The following is a 4,513-nucleotide window of genomic DNA, read 5'->3' as shown; positions in this document are numbered from 1 at the left end:
CCTCAATGCGAGCGCGACGTCCGGTTCGTGATCTCTACCTCACCCCACGCGCCCATCCCGCGCAGCGGGTTCGTTCTCCGGCCCCGAGAGTGCCTTGCTGAAACTACCGCTCGCCATCCATCTCGGCAAGCTTGCGCACGCGGCGGCGGAAGTCCTCGTCAGTGGAAAACTCGGCCTGCAGGTACGCGGTGACCAGGTCCTTGGCGAGCCAGGCACCGACGATCTGTGCGCCGATGCACATGACGTTGACGTCGTCGTGCTCGACCGATTGGTGGGCCGAATGAACGTCGTGGCAGACCGCCGCACGGATGCCCTTCACCTTGTTGGCCGCGATTGAAGCGCCGACTCCCGTGCCGCACACCATCAGGCCGCGCTCCGCCTTGCCCGCGATGATCGATGACGTGACCTTCTTCGCGATGTCCGGAAAGTCCACCGGATTGGGATCGTAAGACCCGGCGTCGTGCACCTCGTGTCCCAGCGACTTGATGTGCTCGATGATTGTCGCCTTGAGCGGGAAGCCGGCGTGGTCGGAACCGATGACGATGCGCATCTTCAGAATTCTCCAGGGTGTTACTGAGCGATTATGCGGGGCAGCCACAACGTGAGATCCTTCGCGAAGGTCAGGATCGCCAGCGTGGTCAGCAGTGGGATGTAGAACGGCAGCAGCGCCTTGAGCAGTTGCCGGATCGAGACCTTGGCGATGTCGGCCACCAGAAAAAGCGACAGGCCCATCGGCGGTGTAAGCAGGCCGAGCATCAGATTGAAGATCGTGACGATGCCGAGCTGAACCGGGTCGACGCCTGCCAGCACCAGCGGCGGCGCGATGATCGGCACCAGCAGCAGTGTAGCCGTCGTGGAATCCAGGAACATGCCCGCCACAAAGAAGATGAGATTCGCGATGACGAGTAGCATTACCGGATCGCGTGAGAGGCCAAGCAGTGCGGCCGCGAAGCTCTGCGGCACTTGCTCGACCGCGAGGATCCAGCCAAAGAGAGCCGCTGCCGCCACAATGATCAGGATCGCCGAGGAACTGCGCGCGGTGAGCACGGCCGAGTTCCACAGATGATCGAGGGTCAACTCCCGGTAGAGCAAGGCGCTGATGAGGATAACGTAGACGGTGGTGATGGCCGCCGCCTCGGTCGGCGTGAAGGCGCCGGCTGTCATGCCGGCAATCATCAGGGCGGGCGCCACGACCGCGGGCAGCGCCGGCAGGAAGTCGCGTCCTACTTCCCACAGCGTCGGCCAGCGGTCGGCCCGCGGATGCTTGTGGATTGTCGCCACCACGAGCACCGTCAGCATCAGGAGCGCAGTGCACACTATGGCGGGCACGATACCCGCGACCAGGAGCTGCACGATCGAGACACTCGTCACCGAGCCGTAGACGATCAGGGGAATGGACGGCGGGAAGATCGGCCCCAGTGTCGCCGAGGCGCCGGTGACGGCGCCTGCGAAGGAGGCGTCGAATCCGCGCTTCTTCATCGCATCGATCTCGATGCGTCCGAGTCCTCCGATATCGGCGAGCGCGGCGCCCGACATACCGGAGAAGACCAAGCTGCCGAATACATTCACCTGCGCCAGACCGCCCGGCACGCGGCCGACCAGCGTGTAGGCAAATCGGAAGATGCGGTCGGTGATCCCCGATAGGTTCATCAGATTGCCGACGAAGATGAAAAGCGGAACCGCAACCAGCGGGAAGGAATCGAGCGCATAAGTGACGCGCTGTGCAAGGAGGCCGAGCGGAAGGCCTTCGATGACTACGTAGGCAATGGACGGCAGGAGGATGGCATAGACCACCGGAAAGCCGAGCATGAAGAGCGCCAGGAAGGCGATGACGACCGCGAAACCCATATCAGACCGCGATATTGGTGTCGGCCTGCGGCGGCTTGCGCAGATGGAGGAGGTGGACAAGAGCCGCGCCGGCGAAGCCGAACAAGGTCGCGCCCAGGAAGATCCAGAACGGGATGCCGAGCGTCGGCGTCGCGTTGGCTAGGTTCCTCGAAATGTTGGTTGCCGTGACATAGGCGAGGAAGCCGGTCGCAGCGATGGCTCCGATCGAGATCGACCAGTTGACGATCCCGTGCAGGCGCGCCGGCATCGCGGCTTTGAATTCGCCCATGACGATGTTCTCACCGTTCTGCACCACCAGTGGATAGGCGCAGAAGACCAGGCAGATGAGCAGGAAGCGCGTGAATTCCTCGGCCCCGATGAAAGGCAGCACGAAGACCCCACGCATGATCACCTGCGCGGTCGGCACGAGCACGAGGCCGGCCATGATAATGACGACGAAAGCTGTAAGAATGCGTTCGGTGATGCGCATCGCTTCCTCCCTTCCGGCCGGCGGACCGGCGCTGGCGGCGACAATTTACCAAAGGGGTTGGCCGGGGCGCGAGTCCCGGCCGTGGTCAGTCACTTGACCGCCTGGATCTGCTCGATCAGCGGTGTGAAGTTCGGGAAGTCCTGCGTGATCTGCTTGTTGACGCCGTCGCGGAATGCGGCAATGTCCAGCCCGTCGGCCTCGGTGATGATGGTCATGCCGCGTCCTTTCAGCTCTTCGACGAGCTTGGCCTCGCCATCCTGGGCCATCTGCAGCGACTTCTTTGCCTCGTCGTCGAGCACTTTGGTGATCGAGGCGCGCTGCGCCTCAGTCAGGCCCTGCCAGACCTCTTCATTGACGAACACGGCGAGGACGGCACGCATGTGGCCGGTCATCGAGATATGTGACTGCACTTCGTTGAGGTTGTTCGAGGCGATCATGGTCAGCGGGTTCTCTTGCCCGACCACCACGCCCGTCATCAGGGCTGTCGGCAATTCCGCGACCTCGACCGGCGTCGGAATAGCGCCGAACCCTTTGACCATCGAGACCCACAGCTCGAGCGGGACGGCGCGGAACGGCTTGCCGGCGAGATCGGCCGGCGTCTTGACCGGGAAATTTGACGAGATCTGGCGGTCGCCGCGGTAGATGCGGCCGATAATGCGCACACCCTGTGCGACGAGCTTCTCGTTGATCGCCTGCAGCGCGGGGGACGTTGCCGGGTCGGTTGCGGCAAGCGCATGCGCACCGTCACGGTAGATGAAGGGAGCGTTGAACACCGCGACCTCAGGCACGAGGCGTGCGAGCGAGGCGAAGTCATGGTGGCCCATCGAAATCGAGCCCATCTTGACGCCGTCGACCATCTCCGCGACGCCGCCGAGCTGGCTCGCCGGATAGACCGTCACTGTCACTTCGTTGTTCGTGGCTGCGGCGATGCCTTTCGCGGCCTCGGCGGCGTAGATCGTCTGGATGTCGCCCTCGGCACCCACATGCGCGTAGCGCAGCTCGGCGGAGAGCGCTGCGCCCGTCATGACGAGCGCGACGGCCGCGCCTGTCAGTGCGCTGATGATGGTCCTGTGCAGCATGTCGGAAATCCTCCCTTGATTTTCATCCCTGTGCTTAGGTCTGCGGCCTCCGGGCGAAGGCCGAGATGAGGCTTCGGCGGCGGAATTCGTCGCCGATGGCGAAATGGTCGCGGAGCTTGCGGTCGGCCGCGTCCGGATCGCGATCGACAATCGATAGAAACACTTCGCGGTGCGCTTCCACGAGATAGTCCACGATGCCGGGCTCTGAGACTGTCACTTCGCGCCGCTGGACATGGCTGCGGCGGAGCAATTCGCCGATCGCGCCGTAGAGCGTGGTCAGTGCCTCGCTGTGCCCGCCCTCGACGATCGCCTGGTGGAAAGCGAAGTCGGCTGCGCCGCCCTCAATCGGATCGTGCAACGTGTCCATCAGCCGGGTGAGCTTCGAGCCGATGCGCTTCAGATCGCTTTCCGTCGCGCGCTCGCAGGCAAGCCGGATCGCCTGGCACTCGATCGCAATGCGTGCCTGCATCACGTCGTCGAGTATGTCGGGCTGCTGAGCGAGGCTGAAGGTGAAGAAATCCGAGAGGACGTTGATGTCGGCCTGGCGGACGTAGGCGCCCTTGCCATGGCGGATATCGAGGAACCCGAGCATAGCGAGCGAGCGCAATGCCTCGCGCAGCAGCGGCCGGGACACGTTGAGGCTCAGCGACAGTTCACGCTCGCCCAGCAGGCGCTCGCCCGGTTTCAGGGTGCCGTTCAGCAACGCGTCGCGGAAGAAGGTGAACACCTTCTCTGCACCCGACAGGTCGTCGCCCTCGGCAAGCATCATTGACATCGCACGCTCCTCCTTCCCACTGGCCTTACAGTGGTCTGACCACTGTTTCCTGAACGGAGAGTCGATGTCAAGCAGTATCAGCCGTCAGGCGGGAGCGGCCAAGCTCGCGCGATGGTCAGTTGGAGACTTCAATCCAACCAGGGTGAATGTCTGCTATCGCTCTTCTGGATGCCAGGAGCTGCCAGTCTGCTACTTGGCCGAACTGAACGTCCTCCGAAAATGGCGGCTTTCTGATAATTTCGTCCGGACTGCGGACGGTCAGCTTCCGTGAAGAGTTTCGGGCGCCGGCAGGCGTACGAAAGTCCCCGAGGAAGGAACCCGCGGGCCACAGGCGATGGCTAT

At 63.3% G+C, this 4,513-nt stretch carries 5 protein-coding genes; all 5 read right to left on the bottom strand.

All coding sequences use genetic code 11. The features are described from left to right. Window positions 1-103: 103 nt before the first annotated feature. Entirely contained in the window at window positions 104-550 is a 447-nt protein-coding gene (gene rpiB / locus AC0L2V_RS32085; RefSeq protein WP_473522173.1) for a ribose 5-phosphate isomerase B, read from the bottom strand. Window positions 551-570: 20 nt separating this feature from the next. Beyond that, a complete protein-coding gene (locus AC0L2V_RS32080; protein WP_473522172.1) occupies window positions 571-1,848 on the bottom strand; it encodes a TRAP transporter large permease in 1,278 nt (425 codons plus the stop codon). A 1-nt stretch (window position 1,849) separates the two neighbouring features. After that, window positions 1,850-2,317, bottom strand: coding sequence for a TRAP transporter small permease (locus tag AC0L2V_RS32075; protein ID WP_473522171.1), 468 nt, complete (start codon window positions 2,315-2,317; stop codon window positions 1,850-1,852). An 89-nt stretch (window positions 2,318-2,406) separates the two neighbouring features. Next, a complete protein-coding gene (locus tag AC0L2V_RS32070; RefSeq protein WP_292405907.1) occupies window positions 2,407-3,396 on the bottom strand; it encodes a TRAP transporter substrate-binding protein in 990 nt (329 codons plus the stop codon). Between the two features lie 34 nt (window positions 3,397-3,430). Next, the gene (locus AC0L2V_RS32065; protein ID WP_473522170.1) at window positions 3,431-4,171 is read right to left on the bottom strand and encodes a FadR/GntR family transcriptional regulator; all 741 of its coding nucleotides are present in this window, start codon (window positions 4,169-4,171) and stop codon (window positions 3,431-3,433) included. Window positions 4,172-4,513: the final 342 nt, after the last annotated feature.

The organism is Mesorhizobium sp. WSM4814 (assembly GCF_055811595.1).
The sequence above is the reverse complement of the archived record's forward strand: the minus strand, read 5'-3'. Positions and strand labels throughout refer to the sequence as shown.

What these genes read in the sequence shown, in the direction of transcription:
- AC0L2V_RS32075 (WP_473522171.1), bottom strand. Translation starts at nt 2,317, where the DNA reads ATGCGCATCACCGAACGCATTCTTACAGCTTTCGTCGTCATTATCATG.
- AC0L2V_RS32070 (WP_292405907.1), bottom strand. Translation starts at nt 3,396, where the DNA reads ATGCTGCACAGGACCATCATCAGCGCACTGACAGGCGCGGCCGTCGCG.
- AC0L2V_RS32080 (WP_473522172.1), bottom strand. Translation starts at nt 1,848, where the DNA reads ATGGGTTTCGCGGTCGTCATCGCCTTCCTGGCGCTCTTCATGCTCGGC.
- rpiB (WP_473522173.1), bottom strand. Translation starts at nt 550, where the DNA reads ATGCGCATCGTCATCGGTTCCGACCACGCCGGCTTCCCGCTCAAGGCG.
- AC0L2V_RS32065 (WP_473522170.1), bottom strand. Translation starts at nt 4,171, where the DNA reads ATGTCAATGATGCTTGCCGAGGGCGACGACCTGTCGGGTGCAGAGAAG.